Below are 24,089 nucleotides of genomic sequence, written 5' to 3' on the forward strand. Positions count from 1 at the left end.
GTGGCGCTTACGTTGGTGCCGTTCACGGCCGTGCCATAGGTGCCCACGCCGATGCTGGGGATGGCCGTGGCCGTGGCGCACTCATCGTTCGCCGGCGGCGGTGTTAAGGTGGTGAAAGTCGTAGCAGCGGCCGCCGAAGTTGTGCCACCTGAGCAGTTGCCGATAACCGATACCGAATAAGTCGTGCTAGGGGTGAGGCCCGTCAGGGCGACCGGTGAGGCCGTGGGAGCGGGGGTAACGGTGGTGGCCGTGCCACCAGTGGGCGTGTAGGTCACCGTGTAGCTGGTGTTGCTTGCCCCAGCCGTGAAGCTTAGGCTGGTCGTGGTCGTGGTGATGCTGCCAGCCGTCAGAGCCGTCGGGGCCGCGCAGGCCAGCGGAGTCAACCCAGTAAGTCGAATATTAGGACGGGAATTCGCCGTGGTGCCATTACCAGTAGGAGCAGAGGTATCAGTTTCCCAGTATTGAGCGCTGTTAGCGCCTCCGATAGTATTGTGCCGGAAGGTTTTCGCCGTTGAGCCCTCGGTGCCAGAGCCACCGCCATTAGCTTCCACGATGACTTCCAGGTTGCTGGTTCCTGCGTAGGCAAACGGGGTCGCCAGGGTTACTGTTACCCAGGAGTTGGCCGCGAAAGAAGCAGCAGGAATCGTGGCGTTATAAACCAACGTGGCCCCGGTTTCTTCGGCGGCTACTGTGGTACCAGTCGCCGTGAAGGCCGAGTTACTGGTCGTCTTCAGGTAGATTTTTGCAGGTGTGGCGGCTGCCGATGAGGCTGCATTTAGATAAAAGCCAATGGCTGTGATGGTGCCACTGCCGTTAACCTCGCCGGCAGAATATATTATCGCACTGCGCTCAAACCCGTAGTAGTTGCCATAGGGTTTGCGCGAAGAAGTGGTATTTGGGTTGGTGGCCGGAATGGTTATTTGTGCCTGTGCCTCCAAACTGCCGAAGCTCAGTGCCAGGAGCGGAAGCAGCAAGCGTCTGCCATCGGTTCGTAGCCGTTGATATCCGCCAGTAAGTAATGTTCTTAGCATGGGAAGTTTTAGGTTAGGGAGTGAAAAAATAGGGAAATGGACTAAAAAACTAGTGCCAGAAAACTCCTGATATAGGAATCAAGCAGGCCTTAGGAATATTCTAGTTGAGAAATAATCAATAGAAAAACAAGCTGTTTAAATATTTCGGTGGTCAAAAGCCCATAATTCAGTGAATAATTATATGCCCCGTGGCTTCCCGGTCTTCTTATGTGTCGGCAGCACTTGCGCAGAACGGCTACTTCCTTCCATGTTTCCTCTGCTTTAACACCTTAGTCTGCCGGCGGCGCTTTTGCCTTTTGAGCTACCTTGCGGCCTGTCTTTTTTGCCAGCCATCCTTATGTTGCCTACTTCCGAATCTCCTGCTTCGCCTTCCACGCCCATCGATTACCATCCGCTCATCCGCCAGGTATTTACTGAGATGGGCAAGGTGGTGGTGGGCCAGCAGCCGCTGCTCAACCGCCTGCTCATCGGGCTGTTCACGGGCGGCCACATTCTGCTTGAGGGCGTGCCCGGCCTAGCCAAAACCCTCACCATCTCCACGCTGGCCAAAGTGTTGCACCTGCATTTTCAGCGCGTACAGTTCACCCCCGACCTGCTGCCCTCCGACCTGGTGGGCACCATGATTTACAACCAGAACCAGTCCATCTTCGAGGTGAAGAAGGGGCCGATTTTCGCCAACCTCGTGCTGGCCGACGAAATCAACCGCTCGCCCGCCAAGGTGCAGAGTGCCCTGCTCGAAGCCATGCAGGAAAAGCAGGTGACCATCGGCGATACTACTTATCCGCTCGACCTGCCCTTCTTGGTGCTGGCCACCCAAAACCCCGTGGAGCAGGAGGGAACCTACCCGCTGCCCGAAGCCCAGGTCGACCGCTTCATGCTGAAGGTGCACGTCGACTACCTCAAGAAGGCCGACGAGCTGGAGGTGATGCGCCGCATGGCCAACCTCAGCTTCGTGGAAGATGTGCAGCCCATCCTGACCAAAGCCGACATCTTCGGCATCCGGCAGCAAATCAACCAGGTGCAGATTTCCGATACGCTGGAGAAGTACCTCATCGAGTTGGTATTTGCCACCCGGCGCCCGGCCGACTACGACCTGCCCGAATTTGCTTCGGCCGTGCAGTTTGGGGCCAGCCCGCGGGCCAGCATTGCCCTGCACCGCGCCTCGAAGGCCGTGGCCTACCTCGAAGGCCGCGACTACGTGCTGCCCGAAGACATCAAGGAAGTCGCGGCCGATGTGCTCAACCACCGCATCCTGCTCACCTACGAGGCCGAGGCCGACGGCATCCGTACCCAGGACCTGATTGAGGCCATCCTGCGCAAGGTGCCCATTAGTTGAGGTAAAAGCGGTTTGGCGCACCTATTTGCTGTTCTGAGCACAACCAAGCGGGCATAAAAAAAGGGCTGACCATGCGGTCAGCCCTTTTTTGTGGAGAGCAGGGGAGTTATTCCACCACCACGCGCTTCACCACCAAGTCATTGCCCGACTTGAGCTGCAGCGAGTACACGCCAGCGGCCAGGCCGCTCACGTTGAAGTCGGCAGTGCCGCCGGCCACGGGCAGGTTCAGCTGGCGCGTCTGCACCACTTGGCCCAGGGCGTTGGTGAGCTGGGCCGAAGCCGCGTGCAGAGCAGCCGGCACGGTGAGCTGGAAGCTCTGGTGCGCCGGGTTGGGGTACAGGCTCATGGTAGCAGCCAGAGCGGCGTTCTGGGTAGCGGTTACTACAGCGATACGCAGGTTGTCGATGCCGATGTCATCATTGCCAAAGTCCGACTTTGCTTGGAAGCGGATAACAGTAGTAGCGGAGGTGCTATTGATGATAATCGGCTGGACAGCTGAGAACGTAGTGCTGGTATTTAATTGACGCAACGGCGTTGCATTAAAGGTTGCACCACCATTCGTACTCAAAAATACTTTCAGTGAGTCATCGCCAGTCGGGTTGATATAGTCAAATGTTAGCGTTTTGTTGCCAGCACCACTCATGTCTACATACAGGTCAAGTGCGCCTAATGCGTCTTCATCAGAACCAAACGAGTGGAAACGAGCTGAGTGAGCACCGGTGCTAAAACGGGTAACGTATGGCGGTGTAGGGAAGTTGGCGGTCGGTACTTCGTTGGCCGCGTACTGCCAGCCGGCTGAAGTAAAACCGTCGTCTTCACGACGCCAAGAGTTGTCACCCGTTACTGGGGTATTACGCCAGTTTACCGTAGGTACGTCATTGGTGCCTAATACGCTGGTCCAAGGGCCCTCAAAACTCTCCGTGTAAGGCAACGTGGCGTAGGTAGGAGGGGCAGGAGTCGCCAAGCCAACAGCGCAAATCGTGAAAGCGCCCTGCGTATCAGCAGAGCCGTAGCCCGAAACAAACACGTAGTATGTTGTATTTGGTGTCAGTGCAGATAGCCGCAATGGACCTGCTGCTGTATTGTTCGCGGTACCTGCAGCGCAACCTACTTGGGTGAAAGGACCCGCGCTGGTAGCGGCCGAGAATACCCGCACCTGACCGGCCGTCGTGCCTGTTACTTGGATGCTGGCATCGGTGCTCCCAATACCTGTAGCAGCCGTTGTGAATTTAAACCACACGTCTTTGGGCGATGCAGCAATGCCGCAGCCAGGGTTAGCATAACCAGAGGGAGTAGTACCGCCGGTAGTTGTAGCACCAGCGTTGGTGCCATTTGTAGGCGTGCAGGTAGCCGAGAGAGATAGTGTAATGGCGCCGGTGGGGTCATCGTTAGCCGGCGCTGGCACAGTGGTGCCCCCTGTGGTCGTAGCAGAGCCTGTTAGTAAGGCACCTGTTGTTCCACCAGCGCACACACTTTGCAGCGTAACAGTATACGCAGTCCCAGCGGTGAGGCCGCTGATGGTAATGGGTGAGGCTGTAGGAGCAGGTGTCAACGTTTGGGTAGTACCACCAGCAGCAGTGTAAGTAACGTTGTAGCTAACATTGCCAGCACCCGGTGTGAAAGCAATTTGTAACGAGTTGTTGGTAGCATTGCCAATTGTGGCTGATGTGGGGTCAGCGCAGGTTGCAGGGGCTGCACCTGGTACGAAACGATAGGTCCGGCCTGCGTCGGGCAGGAAAGTCTGGCGGACATTATGACCATTACCCAAAAGGGGGTCCAAGTAAGGACCAGCTAAAAAAGTAGTGGTCGACCACAGAGCGGATGAGCCCTTCGTCGCTACTACCGATGAAGCTGGAGCTGAGCCCTTGATGCCTACTGCCGCATATTTGGCATTGGCAGCACCTGTACCAGCCACTGCGGCACCGTACACAAACTCAATATTGTTGGTGGTTTCATATAGCTTCACTTGGAAGGACATGTTGGCCAACTGGGTCGTGATAACCGTACTGATAGTCGAAGCAGCGGCCTGTGGCTTATCGGCTACGTTTTTCCACTGAATGGTGCATACACGGTTAGGAGCCGTACCAGTAGTCACTACGCGGTACTCCGTGCCCCCAGCCGAGCCGGGGCCCAGGTCTAGGTTGAACGGAGCAATTAGGTTGACATCGGCAGCATTGGTGCCGGAAATGGGACCAGTTTCGGGGGCTTGAGCATAAGCTGGGAAGGCTGCTGCCACGGACGGCGCTACACTGCCTAGCCGGATTAGGCCGTTGGTATTCAACACAAAGTCGGTGAAAGTAACGCCGTTAAAGCTGAAGTTGAATCCGATTGATTGGGCTGCCGAGTTGTCGTCGTCATTGTTGGCCGTGGTGATGGCCGTGCCAGTAGTGCCTAAGTCGGTGTAAGTGGTGGTGGTATTTACCGCGTTACCTGGCGCGTAGTTGAACTGCGCATGAGCCGCAAATGGCAGCAACGCCACGGGCAGCAGTCGGCCGGCTTTTTTAAGCCGGGATTGTAAGTTTGTTAACATGGAAAAAGAGGAAAAGTGGGGAATAAAACAGTAATGAAAGAGAGATGATAAGTCCGTTGCGCAATGCTGGCTACGCGGCGCTAACTACGCAGGTTAGGAGAAATCGGTGGCAAAATACGCTGTTTGCTGCAAATACCGGGGCAACCGGGGTTTGAGCAAGCCATCAAAGTCGCCCAATCGCAGGCGGGGTTGCAGCCGTTAGGAGGTGATGGGCATTGGCGATAGCGTCACATTCATCAACGGGTATTACCGTTCGGCTCGGCTCTTCGGGCCGGGGCTCCAGGGCGTGAGCGTAGGTTTTATCGTAGTAATCGAGCACGAGCTCCACCATCCGCTCGAAGTCGCCGGCCTCGACGGCGGCCAGGGCCTGCTTGGTGGCCAAGCCACCAAGGCGCTTTTGCAGGCGCTCGATGGCCGCCGCCAGCTCGGTGGGGCTTTCGGCGCCGTATTCGGCGGCCAGCTTGGTCACACGGGCTTCGCGGGGCACCTCCAGCACGTAGCGCGGGGCGGCCCGAAGCTGCTCAAACAGCGCGGCTGGAATGGTGAGCCGCCCAATCTGCCGGCTTTCATCCTCTACCCAAATAGGAGCATCGGGGGGCAGCTGGGCCAGGGCAGCGGCCAGGTTGTTCTCGAACTGCTCCTGCGTGGGCTGGGCCGGCTGCCCGATGGCCCCGAAGGCCGAGCCCTTGTGGTGTGCGAGCCCTTCCAGGTCGAGCACCGGCTGCTGGTGCGGTGCGGCGGCGAGGGCGCGTAGCACATCGGTTTTTCCGCTCCCCGTAAAGCCGCCCAATACCCGCCACGGCCGGGGCTGGGCAAACGAGGCCAGCACGGCCCGGCGGTAGTCCTTGTACCCGTGGTCGAGCAGGTGCACCTTGAAGCCGGCCAGCTCCAGCAGCCACAGCACCGCCCCGCTACGCATGCCGCCGCGCCAGCAGTGCAGGCGCACTTCCTTACCAGGCGCCAGCTTCTGGGCCTGTTTCACCATCGCCGACATCTTCGGCCCGAAAAATTCCAGCCCCAAGTGTACTGCCTTCTCCTGGCTGACCTGCTTATACGTTGTGCCAATGCGCGCGCGTTCCTCATCTGTGAACAGCGGCAGGTTGAGAGCACCTGGCACGTGGCCCTGGGCAAACTCCGTCGGTGCCCGCACATCGAGCAACGGGTAGGAGAGGGCTTCAAATTCGGGCAGGGAAAGGCGCGGCATGTTTGTCCGGTACGTGTATCAATAAAAAACAGCCACGATTGTGCCCATGCGATAGGTCTACCCTGCGCATTTGGTGCTTCCGGGGATGCCCTGGTCCGACGGCAGAACCAACCGGGAAACGGCCCGTCCGCCAGCCCAAAAAGTGCTCCGAGCATGGCTAAGCATTGCCACCCTCGATTACCGCAGCTGCCGTTTATAGAGTTGCACGGTGTTTTCCAGGCCCAGGTAAATGGCATCGCACACCAAGGCGTGGCCAATGCTCACTTCGGCCAGTTCGGGCAGCTGCTGGTGCAGCCAAGCCAGGTTGTCGAGGTCGAGGTCGTGGCCGGCGTTCACGCCCAGGCCCAGCTGTCCAGCGCGGGCGGCCACGGCGCGGTAGGGAGCCACGGCGGCTTCGCGGTCGGCGAGGTACTGCACGGCGTAGGCTTCGGTGTAAAGCTCAATGCGGTCGGTGCCGGTGCTCACGGCGGCTTCCACCAGGGCCAGGTCGGGGTCGAGGAAGATGCTCACCCGGCAGCCAATGGATTTGAGGTCGGCCACCACTTCCCGCAAAAACTGCTGGTGGGTAACCACGTCCCAGCCCGCATTGGAGGTAATAGCGTCGGGCGCATCGGGCACCAGCGTCACCTGCTCGGGGCGCACCTCGCGGCACAGGGCCAGAAAATCGGGCGTGGGGTTGCCCTCCACGTTCAACTCGGTGGTCACGATGCCCTTCAAATCGCGCACATCCTGGTAGCGGATGTGGCGCTCATCGGGCCGCGGGTGCACCGTGATGCCCTCCGCCCCGAAGCGCTCAATGTCGCGGGCGGCTTGCAGAATGTCGGGGCGGTTGTGGCCCCGGGCGTTGCGCAGGGTTGCCAGTTTGTTGATATTAACGCTGAGTTTGGTCATGGTTAGTTAAGGGTAGGAGGGGATGGGAGGCGTTTGTCAGGCAGGAGAGTAAAGGGGGTGGGATGACAAACAGCACAAATGCCATAAGGTCCCTGGCTATGCCGACCTTCGGCTCTTTTCGCTCAGGATGACAGGCGGAGCCGTAGCTTCGGGGCGAAATTACGCCTTCCCCCATACCCTCCTACCCCTTACCCTTATACCCTACAAACTCCTCCCATGCTCAAAACCGACATCGACGCCGCCATCAAGCAAGCCATGCTCGCCAAAGACAAGGTGCGTCTCACCGCCCTGCGCAGCATCAAATCACAAATCATGTTGGCCGAAACCGCCGACGGTGCCCACGGTGCTGCCCTCACCCCCGAGGCCGAGCTCAAGCTTCTCAACAAAGCCGCCAAGCAGCGCCGCGACGCCGCCGCCATCTATAAGGAACAGTTCCGCTCTGACCTGGAAGAAACGGAGTTGGCCGAGCTGGCCATCATCGAAGAGTTCCTGCCCGCCCAGCTCTCCGAGGCCGACCTGGTCGAAAAGCTGGTGCACATCATCCAGCGCGTAGGCGCCACCGGCCCCTCCGACCTGGGCAAGGTGATGGGCGTAGCTGCCCGCGAGCTGTCTGGCCAAGCCGACGGCAAGCGTATTTCCGACGTGCTTAGCCACCTGCTGAACAATACCAATCTGTAGGTCAGTCAACGGTGAGCAGTTATCACGTCTCTCTATAACTGCTCACTGTTAACTGCGGACTGATAACAAGACCATGACTGCCCTCGACATCCTGCTTCTCCTTCCGCTGTGCATTGGGGCCGTGAAGGGCTACCGGCGCGGACTGGTACTGGAGGTGGTGTCGCTGCTGGCTTTTGTGCTGGCCGCAATAGGTGGGCTGAGCCTGCTCTCGGCCGCTGTGCCGCTGGTGCGGCAATATGTGGGCGATGCCTTTGGCATGCTGCCGCTGCTTTCCTTCGCGCTGGTGTTCGTGGGCATCATGTGGGGTGTGCACCTGCTCGGCGGGCTGCTCAAAACGGCCGTGCACCTCACGCCCCTTGGCGTGCTCGACAACCTGCTGGGTGGGGCCGCCGGCGTACTGAAATGGATTCTCGGCCTCAGCTTACTGCTGCACGGCACCGGCTTGGCGGGCCTGCACCTGCTTTCGCCCAAGCTGGTGGCCGGCTCGCAGGTGCTGCCCATCGTGCAGCAAGCCACCCCACTAGCCCTGCAAATCACCGGCTACGTGCTACCCTTCGCCCAGGATTTGCTGGTACGCATGCGTACAGCTTTTTTGAAAGGTTGAGTCCGTCTGTCATCCTGAGCACCGCAAAAGACCATATTACCAAAGAATGGTTGACAGTAATTCAGTCGGCGCAATCGTGGTAAGGTGCTTTGCGGTATTCAGGATGACAAACGGCCTCGATTTCTCATTCCTCTATCCATAAAATGCGTCTGCTGCTGCTCGACAACTTCGATTCCTTCACCTTCACACTGGCCGATTACCTCCGCCAACTGGGGGCTCAAGTTGTGGTGCGGCGCAACGACGTACCGCTGGCCGAGCTACAAGTGCCCGCTTTCGATGGCGTCGTGCTGTCGCCTGGCCCCGGCACCCCATCCCAGGCCGGGGTGATGCCGGCGCTTATTCAGGCCTTTTACCAAGATATGCCCATGCTGGGCGTGTGCCTGGGCCACCAAGCACTGGGCGAGTTCTTTGGAGCTACTGTGACGCGGGCCGCCCGGCCCATGCACGGCAAAGTATCCGAAATGCACTGCGATACTGCCGAGCTGCTGTTTGCCGGCCTCCCAGCCACGCAGCTCATCACGCGCTACCATTCCCTTATTGTGAGCGAGCCGCTACCACCCATGCTCCTACCGCTGGCTCACACCGCCGGCCCAGCCCCCGAACTCATGGCCCTGCGACACCGCACCTTGCCTCTCTACGGCGTGCAGTTCCACCCCGAAGCCCTGCTAACCCCGCATGGACTCGCTATTTTGGGCAATTGGCTCCGCTGTTGTATCATTGCCAAAACCGCGTAACGAGTTGTTGGTTGCTTGTTGCCGAAGGCTGTTGTCTGAGATAATTTCTCCGAAATCCAGCGTTATAAACCAAAAACAGAAGTAGAAACCACGCGCATGGAGACTAAGCAGGAGCAGGGGTACGAGTTTGTCGACGAAGGGCAGGGGCCAGTGCTGTTGCTGCTTCATGGCTTATTTGGCGCCCTCAGCAACTGGCAGGGCGTGGTAGATGAATTCGCCGCTCGCTATCGCGTCATCATTCCGTTGCTGCCCGTCTATGACATGCCCCTGACGCAAGCTGGCGTGCCCGGCCTCGTGGCCTACGTTGAAGGGTTTATTACTGCTATCGGTTTGCCACCCACGTTCACGGTCCTCGGCAACTCGCTTGGTGGCCATATTGCGCTGGTTTATGCCCTCAAAAATCCGAGCCGTGTCACGCGCATGGTACTCACTGGCAGCAGTGGCTTGTTTGAGGACAGCATGGGCGGCTCCTTTCCCAAGCGTGGTAACTACAGCTATGTGCAGGAACGGGTCGGCTACACGTTCTACGACCCTGCGGTGGCCACTAAGGAATTGATTGACGAAGTTTTTACCATCACCAACTCCAATGCCAAGTGCCTGCGCATCATTGCTATTGCGCGCTCGGCCCAGCGGCACAACCTTAGCAAGGAGCTGAGCAAAATAAAAGTGCCCGTGCTTCTTGTGTGGGGCCTGAATGACACCATCACCCCGCCGCCCGTAGCCCATGAGTTTGCCACGCTGCTGCCGCGTGCCGAACTGCGCTTCCTCGACCACTGCGGCCACGCCCCCATGATGGAGCGCCCCGCCGGATTTAACACCTACCTGCATCAGTTTTTGCGTACTACTGAAACGGCCGCTGCCATAGCTGCCTAAACGGCGGCCTTTTGCTGCCGGCTCGATTCTTGTCTACTACTTCATCACCTTGCCCGGTGATATTTTATCTTCATCTTTAATTCCTTTCCATCTAATTACCACGCTTACTATTTCATAACCCGTCATTAGCCAGAATATGCCTGCCCTGCTTGCCGAAGACTTACTCAACGAAATGATTCCGCCCTTGAAGGGCACCGATTCGGCGGGCAAAGCGGCGCGCTGGCTCGATGAGTTTCACGTGGCCCAGCTGCCCGTGCTTGACAACCGCCACTACCGCGGCCTCGTCACCGAATCTGACCTTGCCGATTCCGAAAACCCCGAAACGCTGCTCTCTGAACTGTCACTGAGTTATGGCGACGTGTACGTGCGCCCCGACCAGCATTTCTATCGCGTAATGGAGTTGGCCATTGAAAATAAAATCCAGCTTGTGCCTGTTGTAGACGAGCGGCAGGAATATGCCGGTGTGGTCACCATTGCCGATGCGCTGGCCGCATTTGGGCAGCAGCCGGCCGGTGGTCAGGGTGGCATCATCGTGTTGAGCATGGAAGAGCGAGACTACTCGCTCACCCAAATCAGCCGCTATGTAGAGGAGAATAACGCCAAAATCATCAGTGCGCTGGTAGCTCAGGACGAAGTAGACCCTTATCGCATCCGTCTCACCATCAAGCTCAATACTGATAACCTCGCCCGCATCACCGCCACGCTGGAGCGGTTTGGGTACGTAGTTACGGCCCAGTTCAGCGGCGTGGCCGTGGCCAATGAAGACGAGCAAGAGCGCTACGATGCTTTGCTGCGGTACCTGAGTGTCTAGAAAAATAGGGTGTTAGGAATTCTATTATTGGCGTTGCGGCTGCTGGTCGCTGGTTTGGCACAGGCTCCCACCGATACGTTGCGCCCGCTCCGGCCCGTAGTAGCCCCCACCGATACCCTGGTACGCATCGTGCCCTGTCCGGGCATAACCCACCTGCCAGTCGGGTCCATCCTGTTTGCCGGTAATGCGGTTACCAAAGAGCGAATTCTACGGGCCGAACTGGACTTTCACGAAGGCGACACCCTTACTCTAGCTGACCTGCCCGCCCGCCTCGAAGCCAATCGGCGCCGGCTGTTCAACCTGCAGCTGTTCCATGCCGTGGTGGCTCAGGCCAGCTGCGCCAATGGCAAACTGCTCATTGTATTTGGTGTGCAGGAGCGGTGGTATACATTCCCCGTCCCCATTCTCTCGCTGGCCGACCGCAACCTGCGCTCCTGGCTAAACCGCTCCGACCGCTGGCGCCGCGTCGATTATGGCGTCCACCTCACCCGCACCAATTTTCGGGGTCGCAATGAGCAAATGCTGGCCAACTTACAGCTCGGCTTCAATCGGAAGTACGAACTGTTCTATGAAGTGCCCGGGGTAGGGCGCTATCGTCGGCTGGGCTTCGGAGTCGGCGCATCCTTCTACCAAAGCCATGCGCTCGACTACATCACCCTTGCCGACCGGCTGGTGCCCTACCGGGCCGATGAAGGATTTCCTATTCAGCGCTTCTACGTAACGGGCGGGCTGCGTTTTCGGCATACCGTGCAGTTTCGCACAGCTCTTGATGTTTCCTATCACCGCGAGCAAATCAGCGACTCTGTCAATTACTACAACGCCGATTACTTCTTGGGCCGCACCCAGCGCGAATTTCTGGATTTCACCCTCACCAGCACCCGCAACCAGCGCAACACTTTTGCTTATCCCCTCACAGGAAAATTTTCGCAGGCAACCCTCACGCACCGCGTCTTCTTGGACAATACGACCCCTAGCCTCACCACCCTGCGCTTAAATTATGCCCGTTATCTTTCGCTAGGGCACCGGTTCTACTACAGCCTCGGCCTCAGTGCGCAGGGCCGCCTCTCGCGCCGCCTGTCTTATATCGACACCCGCGCCCTGGGCTACGACGACCTTGTGCGTGGCTACGACGAGTACGTTATCGACGGCCGTCATTATGGCTTGGTGCAGCAAGGCGTTTCTTACCAATTGTTTCAGCCCAAGGTCATTCAGCTCAATTCCATTGACAACCCCAAAGTCAATGCCATTCCGTTGGCGCTCTACCTCAATATCTTTGCCGATGCCGGCTACGTCATCGCACCCAATCCTTTGCCCCAAAACCGCCTTGCCAATCAATTCCTGCGAGCCGGCGGCCTCGGCTTGCACTTGGTCACCTTTTACGACCGGGTTTTTACCGCCGAATACACCCTGAATGGTTTAGGCCAAACCGGCTATTTTCTCAGAGCCGAATTCCCAATATAGCCGCGACAGGTACCATCCATGGTTATTTAATTGTTGCCCAGCCCTTCTGGTACATTATGTATCAGCTTTCTTTCTCCGCATGAAAATCGCCATCCTCGGCAAACCATTCGACGACGAAGCCGCCCCCGCCATCCAGGCCCTGCTCGACGACCTAGCCGCCCGCCGGGCTGAAGTCCGCATCGGCGAAGCCTTCCGCACCTTCCTCGATAACCGCCTGCGTCTGCCCGAAGGCACCACCGAATTCCGCCGGGGCGACTCCCTGCGCGGCGTACACTACGTCCTAAGCATTGGCGGCGACGGCACCCTGCTCGATACCGTCACGTACGTTGGCAGCCTGCAAATCCCCATTTTGGGCATCCACACGGGCCGGCTTGGTTTTCTCGCCACCGTCACCCCCGACCGCATTACCCAAGCAATCGATGCGCTTTTTAAAGGGCACTTTACCATCGAAGAACGCAGCCTCATTCGGGTTGATACTGACCCTGATGTGTTCGGTAGCCTCAACTTTGGTCTCAACGAGTTTAGCGTCCTCAAGCGCGACACCTCGTCCATGATTGTCGTACATACGTACATCGACGGCGAATACCTGAACTCCTACTGGGCCGATGGCCTCGTAGTAGCCACGCCCACCGGTTCCACTGGCTACTCGCTGAGCTGTGGCGGCCCGGTAATGTTGCCTCAAACAAACAATTTTATTATTGCTCCCGTATGCCCCCACAATTTGAACGTTCGCCCACTCGTGGTGTCCGACCAAAGCGTGATTTCTTTCGAGATTGAAGGGCGTAGCACCAGCTACATGCTGGCACTCGATTCCCGCTCGCTCCCCGTCGAAGCCTCCGTTCAAATTGCCGTTCGCCGCGAAAACTTTAATGCCCGTCTAGTAAAGCTCAACCACGTCAACTTCCTCAGTACCTTGCGTAGCAAACTGAATTGGGGTCTCGACCGTCGCAATCCAGCAGGTATTCAAGTATAGCAGCACTTTTTTTCGGGAAAAGAACTAGTAAAGTTTTTTTAGTTCCCAATATCGCCTACTTTTGTCTTCGTCTGAAAATGCGCGCGGTCTGCGCGGTTCTCACCTAGCCCTACGCCTCATCACTTTAGTTGCCTTATGAAGAATATTTTCACTTATTCCACGGCCTTTGTGCTCGGGCTTGCCTTAGTGGCTACTCCTGATGCAGAAGCCCAGCAATTCAGCAAGCGGAAGCAGTACAACTCGGTTGGCTTCAGCCTGAATGCTATGAACTATTTTGGGGACATCACCCCCGTAACTAGCTTTACCAGCCTTCGTTTGGGCGCTACGCGTGTTGGCGCTGGTGTATCTCTCACTCGTCGTTTCTACCCGCGTGTTTCTGGTCGTATCGCCTTGTCGTACGGTCGTATTTCGGGCGATGACTCCCAAGCGGCTGACAAAAACGGTGCTGACTCGCGCTTTCGCTATAACCGCAACATGAACTTCCGCAACGACATTCTGGAAGCTTCGGGCGTGGTAATTGTGGACCTGATTGAAAACCGCAACAACTACCTCAAGCGTCCCGATTTTGTGCCGTACGTTTTTGCCGGTATCGCAGGCTTCTATAGCAGCCCCCAGGGCCTTGATGCTTCCGGTAACTATGTCGACTTGCAGCCGTTGAAAACGGAAGGTCAGGCCACAGAATATAGCAAGACCCAGTTCTCCATTCCATTTGGTGGTGGTATCCGTTACCGTATCAATCGTAACTTCGATGCGAGCCTAGAAATTGGCTGGCGTAAAACATTCACCGACTACATCGACGACGTAGGTGGTCAGTATGCTGACCCCGCATCGTTGGCTACTGATGCTGCGAAGTATTTCGGTGGCGGCATTACCCGAAGCGTAGCTGACCCATCGCTTGGCTTCCCGGGCTTCACCAATAAAGGCGAAGCACGTGGCGACGTAGGCAATAAAACCGACTGGTACATCGTAACTGGTGTCACGTTGAACTATATCTTGACGCCTCGCATCAAGAACCCCAAGTTCCGCTAGCCAGTGGCCACTGGCTGAGCCTTTATTTTCTCCAGCCAGAAGTTAGCTTAAATGACGAATTCAATTCTTCAAAACGTACTCCTCGCTTGCATCTTGCAGGCGGGGAGTACGTTTTTTTGCGCCACTGCCACGGCTCAGAATACCAGTGAAATAGGTATTGGCCTCGGAGCTACCAATTACCGGGGCGAAGTATCACCAGAATTGCAACTGCAGAACAGTCGGCCTGCACTCACTGCCTTCTACCGCAAAGACGTATCGGTGCCCATCACCTTGCGAGGTGGGCTGATGGCAGGCTTCTTGCGGGCCGATGATGGCAATGTGAACGGCGTAAACGGTGGAGTGCCACCTCTGCAGGGTTACCGGCAAACCAATACCAAAGGTGGTGTGCTTGAAGCTTCGGTGGTAGTCGAGTACAACTTCATGGATTACCATTACCGTACGGATAAGGTCCATTTTACGCCCTACTTATTTGCGGGAATTGCAGGCTTCTATGCCAATACCACTACGGTAACCAACAATTCTGCCCTCACCAGTAGCTTCAAGCAGGACGGCTCAATGCTTGGCCTTGCCATACCCGCCGGTGCAGGGCTGAAGTATGCGCTGTCGCAGCACATCAACCTGGGTTTGGAGGTCGGCGTACGAAAGACATTTACTGACCAACTTGACCATTTAGGTGAGCAGGACCCCTTGCTCGTCAATCCACATGACCAGGACTGGTATTACTATAGTGGGGTCAGCTTGTCCTATACATTCTTTAAAATACGGTGCCCGGACTTGTATAAAAAGAATAAAAAACTGTTGAAGTAACAGTTGATTAATTCACTGTTGAGTAGGATGACGCAAGTGCTGGTAGGGTGGTAGTGGAGGACAAGAGGTGAATTATCCGGCTAAATGCAACCGTTTCCGTAACTTGCGTCCTCTTTTAGCGAAACCGCAAAGATGACCGGCAAGGCCGAAATTGATATCCAAAATATTCCAACCCATGTGGCCGTCATAATGGACGGCAATGGACGTTGGGCAAAGCAGCGAGGGGGCTTGCGCGTATTCGGGCACCAAAGTGCCATCACGGCTGTGCGCGAGACTGTGGAGGAAGCCGCCGAATTAGGTGTGCGCTACCTAACGCTCTATGCCTTCTCAACGGAAAACTGGAACCGGCCAGCCCTTGAGGTAATGGCCCTGATGCAGCTTTTGGTGCATACCATTCGCCAGGAAACGGCCACACTGCTCAAGAATAGCATCCGGCTGGAAGCTATTGGGGACATTACGACCCTGCCCGGCAATTGCCAGCGGGAGTTGGCCGAAGCAATGGAGCTAACTAAAGGTGGCACGCGCATGACCTTGGTTTTAGCGCTCAGCTATAGTGGCCGCTGGGACCTTACCCAAGCCGCTAAGCGCATGGCTACCGATGTAGCCAGTGGAAAGCTCCAGCCAGCCGATGTGACGGAGGCTACAGTAAGCCGATACTTAGTGACGGCTAATATGCCCGACCCAGAACTCTTAATCAGAACCAGTGGTGAGCAGCGAATCAGTAACTTTTTGCTGTGGCAGTTAGCTTATACTGAATTGTACATCACAGACTTGCTGTGGCCTGATTTTCGGAAGCAGCATTTTCAGGATGCTATCCGTGCGTACCAGCGCCGGGAACGGCGATTTGGTAAAACCAGTGAGCAAGTAGGTGTATCTTAAAACTTTGTAATGTTTATTGTGCGTAATTTATTTGTCAAATACTTGCTCGTTTTAGCAGTGCTAGGAAACTGGGGGGCTATGCCTGCTCGTGCTCAGCAAGCATCTGCTGGAGCCGAAGAGCCCAAGAAGTATGAGTTGGGTGGTATTACCGTGAGCGGTGCCCGCTACCTGGACCCCAATACGTTGATTAGCCTGACGGGTTTGCGGGTGGGAGATGCCATCAACGTACCAGGTGAAGAGATTGGAAAGTCTATTCGCAAGCTCTGGGCACAAGGCATTCTGGGCGATGTGAGCGTAACTATTGCGCGTATCGAAGGGAATAAGATTTTTCTGGACTACAACCTGAAGGAGCGTCCACGCTTATCAAAATTTACGTTCTCGGGGGTACGCAAGGGGCAAACAGAAGAGCTGACCAAGAAGATTACGCTGATTCGCGGAAAAGTTGTAACGGATGCCTTGATGAATAATACGCGGACGCAGGTGCGCAAGTTTTTCGTGAACAAAGGCTACCTCGATACGAAGGTGAACATTATTCAAGTGAATGACTCCGCCTTAGCTAATAGTGTAGCATTGCGTATTGATGTGGATAAAGGCGCAAAAGTTCGCATTCATGACATTGCCTTTGAAGGCAATAAGGCTTTTTCGGACCGTAAGCTGAAAGGTAAATTCAAGAAGACCAAAGAGCGGAAACCCTACAAATTCCTGACTGCCGGCAAATTCCAGCGTAGCGAGTATGAGGAGGATAAGAAGAAGCTTCTGGAGTTTTACAATGCCGAAGGTTATCGTGATGCTGCTATCGTCAGCGATACGCTGATGCGTGACGACCAAGGCCTCGCATTGCGCATAAAGGTGGATGAAGGCCCGAAGTACTACTTCCGCCACATCACTTGGAACGGTAACTACCTCTACGACGACAAAACACTGTCGAACATTCTGGGTATTCGGTCGGGTAGCCCTTATAGCAAGGAGACGTTGGACAAGCGCCTGAACTACAATCCTACAGGTCAAGACGTTTCGTCACTTTACCTGAATGATGGCTACCTGTTCTTTACCATCGACCCGGTAGAAACTAAGGTAGAAGGCGATTCCATCGACATTGAGATGCGTATCAGCGAAGGTGTGCAGGCACACATTAAGGACATCAACATCGCTGGCAATACGAAGACCAGCGACCACGTGCTACGGCGCACCTTGCGCACGCTGCCCGGTGACAAATTCAATCGCGAGCTACTTATCCGTTCGCAACGAGAGATTGCGACACTAGGCTATTTCGACCCGGAAAAGATTGGTATTAACCCGATTCCAAATCCGGTTGATGGTACCGTGGACATCAACTATACGGTGGTGGAAAAGCCCTCTGACCAAGTGACCCTTTCGGGTGGCTGGGGTGGCTATGCTGGATTTATCGGCACGGTCGGGTTGGTGTTCAACAACTTCTCATTGCGCAAAGCAGGGACCCTCCGTAACTGGACGCCGGTTCCAGCTGGTGACGGCCAGCGCCTGTCGCTCAACGTGCAGGCCAATGGCGTGCAGTACCAAGCCTATTCGTTGTCATTTACGGAGCCTTGGTTGGGCGGCCGTCGTCCAAACTCGTTCTCCTTTAGCCTGAACCACAGCGTGCAGCGCACCGGTACCAGCCTCGATGCTGCTTCTGACCAGTTCATTAAGGTAAACAGTGCGACGGTCGGCCTTGGCCGTCAGCTGCGGGTGCCAGATGACTACTTTACGCTAAGCAATTCGCTGTCATACAGCCAATACCAGACGCAGAATTATCCATTGCTGCCGGGCTTCACCACTGGCTTTGCCAACAACATCACCTTCAATACCACACTGGCCCGCAATAGCATCGATAACCCGACTTATACGCGTCGCGGCTCGTCGCTGAGCCTGAGCGTTAACCTGACGCCACCGTATTCGCTGCTCAACCCCAACCACCCCAACAATAACCAGTGGATTGAATTCCACAAATGGATGTTCGATGCTTCGTGGTTTACACCCATCGTAGGCAAGCTGGTACTGAACACGCGTGCTCACTTTGGCTACCTTGGTAACTACAACTCCAACCGCGAGTTGGGACCTTTTGAGCGCTTCAAAATGGGTGGCGCAGGCTTGGGCTACAATGGCGGCGGCAACTACTTGGTAGGTACCGACTACGTAGGTCTGCGCGGCTACGATGACCCCAACAGCTCATTTGCCATTCCAACGGCTCAGAGTGGTCAGAGCGGTGGCATTGCCTTCAACAAGTATGTGTTGGAAATGCGCTATCCGGTCAGCCTTAACCCCGCCGCTACGGTATATGTACTGGCTTTTGCTGAAGCAGGCAATGCTTACGATTCCTATACAAACTACAATCCTTACAAGCTGTACCGCTCGGCTGGAGTAGGGGCGCGCATCTTCATGTCGGCATTCGGCTTGTTGGGCTTCGACTACGGGCATGGGTTCGATTCGGTGGTACCGCCCATTGGCACGGCGGCTGGCACGAAGCAAGACCCAAACCACTTCCACTTTATTATTGGTCAGCAAATTCGCTAAGGCAGGCACTAGCAAACAGGATTTCACGTTTCCTCGGGTATGAAGAACTTCGGTGGCCTGTTGCTGGCCTTATTACTACTGATTGCGACGACGCTAGGTGCTAACGCCCAAAAATTTGGCTGGGTCGATTCTGAGTTTATTATGGCCAAGATGCCGGAATATGCTAAGGCTCAGCAGGAATTAAATACACTTTCTGATACTTGGCAGAAAGAGATTGAAGCACAGCAAAAGGACCTCGATAAGCTATACCACAACTACCAGGCTGAGGAAGTGGTGCTCACTGAGCCCATGAAGAAAAAGCGGCAGGACGAGATTCTGAAAAAAGAGCAGGAAATAAAGGCCTATCGCAATAAACAGTTCGGCTACGAAGGCCAGCTATTCAAAAAGCGTCAGGAACTGAACAAGCCGGTTCAGGACAAGGTATTTGAGGCCTGCGAAAAGGTGGCCAAGAAGAAGCAGTTGGCTGTGGTGTTTGACAAAGCTAGCGACTTGACCATGCTGTATACCAACCCAGCGCACGACTACACGGAATTTGTGTTGGAAGAACTTGGTTTGGGAGCAGAAGACCGCAACCAGCCTGGTCCAAAAGGTGCCGTGAAAACCGTAGCGCCCCCCAAAACCCCGGTTGACCCTAACTTCGAGTCGGATTCGGGAACGCCAGAGCCGGTTATTGGTACAAAAGCAGCCGCAAAACCTGCGGTGCGGTCGACCAAAAAGAAGTAATTACCTTTGTCCCAACATTTTTCTGACCCTCTTTTCTTTTTGATGAATCTCGTGAAAATTTTTCGTCTGACGCTCGCCGCCGCTCTGCTGACCGCCGGAACCCTGGTAGCCACTTCCGCGCAGGCCCAGGCTCCCCTGAAAATTGGTTACACCGATGTCCAGTACGTACTGGCTCAGATGCCCGAAAGCAAACAGATTGAGTCGGACCTGAAAGCTTACAACACCCAGCTGGAAGCTCAGCTGAAAAGCAAATACGCCGAATACCAGTCCAAAGGTGAGCAGTATCAGAAAGGCGAAGCCACGATGACTGACGTGGTGAAAGCCGACAAGCAGAAGGAGCTACAAAGCCTACAGCAGTCCATCCAGGAGTTCCAGCGCAGTGCCGAGCAGTCACTGCAGCAGAAGCAGCAGACGCTGCTTAAGCCCGCACTCGACAAGCTCCAGAAGAACATTGATGCCGTGGCCGATGAGAACGGCTTCACCTACGTTTTCAACTCGGATACCGGTGGCAGCCCGCTGCTGTTGCATGCTCCCGAGTCGGGCAATATCTCTGACCTCGTACTGAAGAAAATGGGCATTACCCCGGGTGCCGCTGCTCCCGTTAAGTCCGGTCCTGCTTCGCCTGTAAGCACGCCGGCTCCTGCCGCTGGCAAGACCAAAACCAAAACCAAGTAGTAAATACTTGTAATTGCCAGATACGAAAAAAGCCGGAGCAGCCGCTCCGGCTTTTTTCGTAAACTTTAGTGCAGAATATGATAGAAGACGAACTCACCAATGAGGACCTGAACGACGACCACGAGCCCGGTGACGAAGATGGTGGTGACGAGCTATATGAGCATCATCGCATTGTGGTGGACCGGGGGCAGGAGATGCTGCGCATCGACAAGTTTCTGCACGGCCGACTGCGCAATACCTCTCGCAATAAAGTGCAGGAGGCCATTCGGGCGCAGGCCGTAGAGGTAAACGGTACCGCCGTCAAACCCAATTACCGCGTCAAGCCCCAAGACACCATCACCGTCACACTGCCCGAGCCACCGCGTGAAACCGGCCGGGTGCTACCAGAGGCAATGGACCTAGATATTCGCTACGAGGACGCCGAATTGCTTATTGTCAATAAGCCCGCCGGCTTGGTAGTGCATCCCGCCTACGGGCACTGGCAGGGCACGCTGGTGAATGGCTTGGCGCACCACCTAGCTAACCTGCCCACCGGGCGCAACGGAGAAATTCGACCGGGCCTCGTGCATCGCATCGATAAGGACACATCGGGGCTACTTGTTATTGGCAAAACGGAGTTTGCCATGACGCATTTATCTAACCAGTTCTTTCATCATACCATCCAGCGGAGCTATTTAGCGCTGGTATGGGGAAAGCCGCCCGGACCAACGGGCACTATTCGGGGCCATATTGGCCGCAGTCTGCGCGACCGCAAGGTGCAAGCTGTCTACCCAGGCGGTGAGCAAGGAAAGCCCGCTGTCACGCATTATGAAGTGCTAGAAAGCTTTGGCCCGGTTACGTTGGTGCGGTGTGTGCTCGAAACGGGCAGAACTCACCAGATTCGGGCGCACATGCAGCACATAGGTCACCCTCTCTTTTCTGATGCAACTTATGGCGGCGACCGAATCCGAGTAGGGCAGAATACTGGTGCATACCGGGACTTCGTCGAAAACTCGTTTCAATTAATGCCCCGGCAAGCGCTTCATGCCCGTTCGCTAGGCTTCGTACACCCAACCTCCGGCGAGCAGCTGTTCTTTGAAGCAGAGCTGCCTAATGACTTTGAAATTGTGTTGGAAAAATGGCGCGACTGGACGGCCAAACAATAGAGCTGCTTTGAGTCGTAAATAGCTTCAGCAAGAGCATATCAAATGCAAAGAAGCCCCAACGTCAGAAACGTTGGGGCCTCTTCATATCTATCAATCAACTACTTTTTCTTAACTGTAGTCGTTTTGGTTGTGGTTTTGGAGGCAGGACGAGCTGGAGCTTGCAGGATTTTGATGTTGTCCTGAGCACCTTTATTGGTTGGGTCTACTGCCAGTACCTGCTCAAAGTAGCTAATGGCTGCTTTTTTATCACCAGCATTAGCGCTGTATACACCAAGTTGGCCATTGGCTTCAATCACACCTGCTTTGAATTTAGTGGGGTCAGCACCTTCAGCCTTTGACAACTCAATGTATTTGTCGTAATACGGCTTTGCTAGGCCTTTCTTACCATCAGGGTCAAGGCTGTTGTTTACTTGAGCACGAGCAAGGTAGCCAGGAGCATAAGTAGGCTTGGCCGTTAGAATGATGTTGTATACACTGTCAGCACGGGTGTACTGCTTGTCGCCGGTGAGGGCCGTAGCCAAACGGAATTGGTCGGTGAGGTCACCTTTGCAATTCTTCAGCTTATAGATGTACACGCCGGCGGCACTTTTGTAATCCTTCTTGTTGGCGTAGATGGTAGCCAAATCATTCTGGAAATCGCAAGCTTTGGTGGGGTCCTTGGCAATAATCTTACCGATGAGTGCCACTGCTTCGTCCGCTTTGCCCGTTTTGCTGAGGATTTTAGCCTGATATGCATAGTCCTCGTCGATGATTTTATCGGCTGGGGCTACTTTCATGTATGTATCCATGGCCGTAGCTGCAGCGGCGTAATCACCGGTTTCATAAAGCAGGTAAGGCTTCAGGCGGTTCATCGTTAGATTTTTGGAGTCCGTCGTCAAAACCTTATCCACTTCCACCAATGCTTCCGGATACTTCTTCGTGAGGTACAGGAAAGAAGCATACTGCGCATCTGTGGCCGGCGAACGCTCGGCCAGTTCGCTGTACTTCTTGAAAGTGCTCAGCGCCAAGTCGTATTGACCAGCGTAGTAGTACATGTCGGCCAATTCGCGATAAGCGGGGGCGTAGCTCGGGTCTAGCTCGGTGGCTTTGCTTAGGTTAGTACGTGCTTCGTTAAAGTTACGGGCTCGTACGTTCAGCACACCTTTCTTGTAATAAGCTTGGGCGTAGCTGGGGTTAGCGGTAGTAGCACGGTCGAAGCTGTTCATCGCTTCGCCGCCGCCTTGGTCAGAGTGCAGGTATACCTCACCACGTGCTACCAGTAGCGCAGGCTCGTCTTTCTTATTTACAGCCTGTGCGGCATCAACATACTTCAGACCTTTGCTGGTGTCTTTGACGTCTGACTCGCCATAGGCTTGCGCAATCATCGTCAGCACCTTTGCATCCTTGTTTTTGGTTGCTTTGGCAGCAGCTTCAAATTGGCTGTCGGCGGCACTAAAATCTCCTTTCGCTAGCGCAGCACGGCCAGCTGCTACCTGACCAAACGGAGTGGTCCCGGCAGCTTTGTTAAAATAGAATGACGCCGAATCCGGCATGTCACGCATTTGATACAGGCGACCCAGCTCGAAGGCCGTTTCCGGCGTAGCACCCGGGCGCAGAATGGCGCGGGCTTCGTTGTAGCGGCCTAGCTCGATGGCACGCTGAGCGTTTTGCACGTTTTGGGCGGTGGCTGCCGTAGTGCCGGCCGCAATCAGGACAGCGGCGAGCAGCGGCTGTTTCCAGGGCTTGAAACTCATAAGATGGGAAAAAGGATGAAAAAGCAATGAAAAGAAAGTACGCGCAGAAGGCGGTTACAGTTTAGGCGTAACCATAATGCGGGCTTGCATCTGCGCAGGCATCAAGCCCGATTTCTGAAAGATTAACTGGCCATTCTTGCCAGCTACAAAGGATGCAAACCCCGTGCCCAACCCCGCCCGCGCTTCCCGGCTAATGACGTAAAGGTTGCGCCGAAGCGGGTAATTCTGCAAATCCCGGTGTTCTGCCAGCTGTTCAGGAGTCTTCTCAGCCAAGTAAACTTGGTATGGCTGAATGAAATCATTGGGCTTGGGATTGGGGCGTGATGTAATACTGGCTACCCGCACTTTGTTCGCAAATTTCATTGCCGTGGGGTCGTCACGGTCCGAAATCCAATTCACTCCCACCACGCCAATGGCATTGGGGTGTGTTGCCACATAGTCGAGCAGTGCGGGGTTGGAAGCTGCGGCAAACACCCGTGTAGTCAGGGCTGCGCCGCGCGTCACAGAGTCTTTTACGAAGCGCGTCGTGCTGCTCCGGTTTGCATCAAAAACCACGTTGATGGCGGCCAAGCCTTTTTTACCGCTTACCTGACTCCAAGTACTGGTTTTGCCAGTGAAAATATCCGATAGCTGTGCAATGGTCAGCAGCGAATCGGGATTGCTGCGATGAAGAACAATGGCTAATCCATCGATGCCGATACGCGTAGAGCGCGGGGTTATGGTTTGTTTGGCAAACTCGGCTATTTCCTCGGCGTTCAGGTCCCGCGATACAACTGCCAGCTTCACCTTGTCATTGATAAGGTCGAGCATCACCTTTTCCTCCGGCTGGAAGCTCATTTTCACGTGAGCATTGGGGTAGAGCTTTGCAAACGTGTCAAGCTGTGCCTGGATAATTGGCTCAAAGGTTTCATCTACGCTCACAGCTACATTACCGCTCGTAGGCGTATCCTGAGCTCCCGGCGAGCCGGGGCCATTGCAAGATGCCACAGCTATAGCTACAGATACTGCGGTTGCTAGTCCAGCCGCAAGAAAACGTGCGCGATTATTCATTGTCAGAAAAAGGTTTTTTGCGGAAATGGGTTTGGTAGCCCCGACCGAAGCGAAGCAAACCGTAGAGAATAAACATAGTGCCCAGTACCCGACGCGCAATGGGGCCTAGTTGAATGATGCTGCCACTCGAGGCTGTATTAGCCGTCCACCACAGCCAGACTCCAAGGCCCAGATAAACCAATGCCATCAGCAGCACAAAGTAACGTACCAGTCGCTGGGGAGACTTACCGAGCCGTTCCTCGGTAGTAGGTAGGTTAAGCATAATAAGTGAAATGCAGGAATGGAGATGTACTAAACCGCAAAAAGGTCTGCAAAGGTTCGGAAGAATAATTCACCATTACTAAGCTCATCTCCAAAAAAGTTAGGAATTGCTATACCACAGTGAATAGA

Annotated in this window: 22 protein-coding genes; 15 read left to right on the plus strand and 7 right to left on the minus strand. The window is 55.3% G+C overall.

What is annotated here, in order from left to right; translation table 11 throughout:
- Positions 1 to 1,031 (minus strand): fibronectin type III domain-containing protein (locus J4E00_RS22955; protein WP_208177633.1); only part of this gene is annotated, 1,031 nt, incomplete at its 3' end.
- A 337-nt stretch (positions 1,032 to 1,368) separates the two neighbouring features.
- Between J4E00_RS22955 and J4E00_RS22960 the strand changes: the two genes are divergently transcribed.
- Positions 1,369 to 2,367, plus strand: coding sequence for an AAA family ATPase (locus J4E00_RS22960; RefSeq protein WP_208177646.1), 999 nt, complete (start codon positions 1,369 to 1,371; stop codon positions 2,365 to 2,367).
- A 106-nt stretch (positions 2,368 to 2,473) separates the two neighbouring features.
- Here J4E00_RS22960 and J4E00_RS22965 read toward each other — a convergent pair whose 3' ends face one another.
- The 3 genes from J4E00_RS22965 to J4E00_RS22975 all read right to left on the minus strand — a co-directional run bounded on the left by J4E00_RS22965 (position 2,474) and on the right by J4E00_RS22975 (position 6,992).
- Positions 2,474 to 4,897: a T9SS type A sorting domain-containing protein gene (locus J4E00_RS22965; RefSeq protein ID WP_208177647.1), complete on the minus strand. Its 2,424-nt coding sequence runs from the start codon at positions 4,895 to 4,897 to the stop codon at positions 2,474 to 2,476.
- A gap of 163 nt (positions 4,898 to 5,060) precedes the next feature.
- Positions 5,061 to 6,101 (minus strand): tRNA 2-selenouridine(34) synthase MnmH, encoded by a 1,041-nt coding sequence (gene mnmH, locus J4E00_RS22970; RefSeq protein ID WP_208177648.1) that lies wholly within the window; start codon positions 6,099 to 6,101, stop codon positions 5,061 to 5,063.
- Positions 6,102 to 6,278: 177 nt separating this feature from the next.
- On the minus strand, positions 6,279 to 6,992 hold the full coding sequence (locus J4E00_RS22975) for a pyridoxine 5'-phosphate synthase (RefSeq protein WP_208177649.1): 714 nt from the start codon (positions 6,990 to 6,992) through the stop codon (positions 6,279 to 6,281).
- Between the two features lie 216 nt (positions 6,993 to 7,208).
- On the opposite strand from J4E00_RS22975, the gene J4E00_RS22980 reads away from it, so the two are divergent.
- The 14 genes from J4E00_RS22980 to J4E00_RS23045 all read left to right on the plus strand — a co-directional run bounded on the left by J4E00_RS22980 (position 7,209) and on the right by J4E00_RS23045 (position 20,916).
- Positions 7,209 to 7,670 (plus strand): GatB/YqeY domain-containing protein, encoded by a 462-nt coding sequence (locus J4E00_RS22980; RefSeq protein WP_208177650.1) that lies wholly within the window; start codon positions 7,209 to 7,211, stop codon positions 7,668 to 7,670.
- Positions 7,671 to 7,743: 73 nt separating this feature from the next.
- Complete coding sequence (locus J4E00_RS22985) at positions 7,744 to 8,274, plus strand: CvpA family protein (protein ID WP_208177652.1); 531 nt, start codon at positions 7,744 to 7,746, stop codon at positions 8,272 to 8,274.
- A 143-nt stretch (positions 8,275 to 8,417) separates the two neighbouring features.
- The gene (locus J4E00_RS22990) at positions 8,418 to 9,008 is read left to right on the plus strand and encodes an anthranilate synthase component II (protein WP_208177654.1); all 591 of its coding nucleotides are present in this window, start codon (positions 8,418 to 8,420) and stop codon (positions 9,006 to 9,008) included.
- A gap of 96 nt (positions 9,009 to 9,104) precedes the next feature.
- Positions 9,105 to 9,881: an alpha/beta fold hydrolase gene (locus J4E00_RS22995; protein ID WP_208177657.1), complete on the plus strand. Its 777-nt coding sequence runs from the start codon at positions 9,105 to 9,107 to the stop codon at positions 9,879 to 9,881.
- Between the two features lie 136 nt (positions 9,882 to 10,017).
- Complete coding sequence (locus J4E00_RS23000; protein WP_208177660.1) at positions 10,018 to 10,692, plus strand: CBS domain-containing protein; 675 nt, start codon at positions 10,018 to 10,020, stop codon at positions 10,690 to 10,692.
- A gap of 54 nt (positions 10,693 to 10,746) precedes the next feature.
- Positions 10,747 to 12,153, plus strand: a complete 1,407-nt coding sequence (locus J4E00_RS23005) for a POTRA domain-containing protein (RefSeq protein ID WP_208177662.1) — start codon at positions 10,747 to 10,749, stop codon at positions 12,151 to 12,153.
- 79 nt (positions 12,154 to 12,232) lie between these two features.
- A complete protein-coding gene (locus J4E00_RS23010) occupies positions 12,233 to 13,126 on the plus strand; it encodes an NAD kinase (RefSeq protein WP_208177663.1) in 894 nt (297 codons plus the stop codon).
- A 135-nt stretch (positions 13,127 to 13,261) separates the two neighbouring features.
- Positions 13,262 to 14,155: a DUF6089 family protein gene (locus J4E00_RS23015; protein WP_208177664.1), complete on the plus strand. Its 894-nt coding sequence runs from the start codon at positions 13,262 to 13,264 to the stop codon at positions 14,153 to 14,155.
- A 51-nt stretch (positions 14,156 to 14,206) separates the two neighbouring features.
- The gene (locus tag J4E00_RS23020; protein WP_208177665.1) at positions 14,207 to 14,962 is read left to right on the plus strand and encodes a DUF6089 family protein; all 756 of its coding nucleotides are present in this window, start codon (positions 14,207 to 14,209) and stop codon (positions 14,960 to 14,962) included.
- 132 nt (positions 14,963 to 15,094) lie between these two features.
- A complete protein-coding gene (locus J4E00_RS23025; protein WP_208177666.1) occupies positions 15,095 to 15,841 on the plus strand; it encodes an isoprenyl transferase in 747 nt (248 codons plus the stop codon).
- 78 nt (positions 15,842 to 15,919) lie between these two features.
- Positions 15,920 to 18,373, plus strand: coding sequence for an outer membrane protein assembly factor BamA (gene bamA, locus J4E00_RS23030; RefSeq protein ID WP_236050075.1), 2,454 nt, complete (start codon positions 15,920 to 15,922; stop codon positions 18,371 to 18,373).
- A 39-nt stretch (positions 18,374 to 18,412) separates the two neighbouring features.
- The gene (locus J4E00_RS23035; protein ID WP_208177670.1) at positions 18,413 to 19,096 is read left to right on the plus strand and encodes an OmpH family outer membrane protein; all 684 of its coding nucleotides are present in this window, start codon (positions 18,413 to 18,415) and stop codon (positions 19,094 to 19,096) included.
- 42 nt (positions 19,097 to 19,138) lie between these two features.
- The gene (locus tag J4E00_RS23040) at positions 19,139 to 19,771 is read left to right on the plus strand and encodes an OmpH family outer membrane protein (RefSeq protein WP_208177672.1); all 633 of its coding nucleotides are present in this window, start codon (positions 19,139 to 19,141) and stop codon (positions 19,769 to 19,771) included.
- Between the two features lie 77 nt (positions 19,772 to 19,848).
- Positions 19,849 to 20,916 carry an RluA family pseudouridine synthase gene (locus J4E00_RS23045; protein ID WP_208177675.1) on the plus strand — a complete coding sequence of 356 codons (1,068 nt, stop codon included), beginning with the start codon at positions 19,849 to 19,851 and terminating at the stop codon, positions 20,914 to 20,916.
- A gap of 98 nt (positions 20,917 to 21,014) precedes the next feature.
- On the opposite strand, the gene J4E00_RS23050 is transcribed toward J4E00_RS23045, so the two are convergent.
- The 3 genes from J4E00_RS23050 to J4E00_RS23060 are packed head-to-tail and all read right to left on the minus strand — an operon-like array spanning position 21,015 to position 23,961.
- Complete coding sequence (locus J4E00_RS23050; RefSeq protein WP_208177677.1) at positions 21,015 to 22,649, minus strand: tetratricopeptide repeat protein; 1,635 nt, start codon at positions 22,647 to 22,649, stop codon at positions 21,015 to 21,017.
- Positions 22,650 to 22,703: 54 nt separating this feature from the next.
- Positions 22,704 to 23,636, minus strand: coding sequence for a substrate-binding domain-containing protein (locus J4E00_RS23055; RefSeq protein ID WP_317196663.1), 933 nt, complete (start codon positions 23,634 to 23,636; stop codon positions 22,704 to 22,706).
- Between the two features lie 55 nt (positions 23,637 to 23,691).
- Positions 23,692 to 23,961, minus strand: a complete 270-nt coding sequence (locus tag J4E00_RS23060; RefSeq protein ID WP_208177859.1) for a hypothetical protein — start codon at positions 23,959 to 23,961, stop codon at positions 23,692 to 23,694.
- Between the last annotated feature and the right edge of the window lie 128 nt (positions 23,962 to 24,089).

Source organism: Hymenobacter negativus (genome assembly GCF_017571495.1).
Lineage (GTDB): Bacteria > Bacteroidota > Bacteroidia > Cytophagales > Hymenobacteraceae > Hymenobacter > Hymenobacter negativus.